At 33.3% G+C, this 2113-nt stretch carries 2 protein-coding genes; both read left to right on the top strand.

Annotated features, from left to right (window positions below; genetic code table 11):
• Nucleotides 1-189: 189 nt before the first annotated feature.
• Nucleotides 190-1221, top strand: coding sequence for an AI-2E family transporter (locus tag AC11ZT_RS01065; RefSeq protein WP_484057833.1), 1032 nt, complete (start codon nucleotides 190-192; stop codon nucleotides 1219-1221).
• 106 nt (nucleotides 1222-1327) lie between these two features.
• Nucleotides 1328-1993, top strand: coding sequence for a PspA/IM30 family protein (locus AC11ZT_RS01060; RefSeq protein WP_484057832.1), 666 nt, complete (start codon nucleotides 1328-1330; stop codon nucleotides 1991-1993).
• Nucleotides 1994-2113: the final 120 nt, after the last annotated feature.

The following is a 2113-nucleotide window of genomic DNA, read 5'->3' as shown; positions in this document are numbered from 1 at the left end:
TAATGTTTTCATAATCAATCCTTTTTATTATTATTATTAACGGAATTATTGTTTCTATACGGTAAATAAATTATAGTAAATGGTGTAACAGGCGCACGATAGAAAGTATGATTCTAATGGATATGGGTTTTGTAATTATGGTAATGTGATAGAAAACATATTAGATTATGGAGAGGCTGGGATGCACAATTGTTCTCATGGACGAGGAAATATTTTCAGAGCTATAGCTTTCAACGGATTTTAATCTTACTGTTTTTAGCGCTCCTTTTGTACAGCTTACGCAGCATGATCAACTTAATTTTACTTACTTTTATATTTACCTTTTTAATGGGTCGACTACATAAATTTCTATCAACACGGCTCCAAAAAATCATCTCATTAAATCGTAAGTTTACGGTAGCAGTGTTATATATCATACTTGTTATTGCTTTATTCATAGTGATTTATAAATTTTTACCGGTCGTCACCACACAGATTATTCAACTTGTAAAGCAATTAAAGGCATTTTATAATCACCCTCCCAATGATCCCATCATTCTTTATATTATTGACACATTAAAACAAAATGAACTTTCGGGATATACAACACAGTTTATTGATATAATATACAAATATGCAACAAATGTAGGAAAACTAGGGTTTGATGTATTTTTAGCGCTTGTTTTAAGTTGTATTTATCTTTTAGAAAAGCCTAGAATTATAGAGTTCACGAATCGTTTCGAAAACAGTAAGATTTCGGCTATTTTTACAGAAACGAAATATTTTGGGGAACGGTTTGCTAGGTCGTTTGGAAAAGTAATTGAAGCACAGTTCGCTATTGCCTTTGTGAATAGTATATTAAGTGTTATAGCTCTTTACTTCATGGGCTTTCCACAGTTAATTGGTTTAGGGCTAATGATTTTCTTTTTTGGATTAGTCCCTGTTGCTGGGGTGTTCATTTCTTTACTTCCATTGTGTACAGTTGCATATACAATTGGTGGAATGATGTATATTGTATATGTCATTATTATGATTACAGTGCTCCATATGCTAGAAGGCTATGTACTTAATCCAAAGCTCATGTCATCTAAGACCAATTTGCCGATGTTTTATACGTTTACGATTCTTATTTTTTCAGAGCATTTCTTAGGAATTTGGGGATTAATTATTGGCATTCCTATTTTTATGTTCTTTCTTGATATTCTGGATGTGGATACAAATAAACAAAAAAGCAACAAGTAATGTAATACACTATCGTTGATTATAAATTTATTATCAGGATACATATTATGTTACTATGAATGTAGTAAGCTTCTATCTTTACAAAAATGAATGGAGGAATTTGTTCATGTCAATTTTTAAAAGATTACGCGATTTAACATTGTCAAATGTATATTCTCTTATCGAAAAAGCTGAAGATCCGATTAAAATGACAGATCAATACTTACGGGATATGCAAGAGGATTTAGAAGAGGCAGAGAAAAGTGTTGCGGCACAAATTGCTCTAGAGAAGAAGTTTAAATTGTTATATGAAGAACAAGAATCCTTAGTGAATAAACGTGATGAACAAGCAAATTTAGCCGTACAAGCGAAAAACATAGATCTTGCACGAAGAGCCTTGGAAGAGAAGAAAAATGCCGAGCAAAAACGTGATGAATATAAGACTAGCTATGAGCAAAATAAGTTGGCTGCTGATAATCTTCGTGAAAAGCTTGAAGAAATGCGCAAACAAGTGACCGAATTAAAAAACAAACGTGAAACGCTTGTGGCAAGAGTAAATGCTGCGCAAGCACAAAAAAACATTAACAAGGCGATGTCTGGTTTTGATACAAATACAGCGTTAGCGGGATTAAAGAGAATGGAAGATAAGGCACTTCAATTAGAAGCAGAAGCAGAAGCGAGCGGAGAAGTGTATAAAAAGGAAAAGTCCATTGATGAAGAATTAGCGAGTATGAGCAAGGACAAAGCAATTGATGAAGAATTAGCACAATTGATGAAAAAATACGAGCAATAAGAATTTTAAGATAGACTGTGCATCCCTACCAAAGCATGTTTTCAATGCAGGAAAACATGCTTTGGAACATACTTGTGAGGAGAGAAAATGCAATGACGTGGATGAACGTTGTAGCCATGC

It is taken from the genome of Ectobacillus sp. (assembly GCF_056992975.1).
The sequence above is the reverse complement of the archived record's forward strand: the minus strand, read 5'-3'. Positions and strand labels throughout refer to the sequence as shown.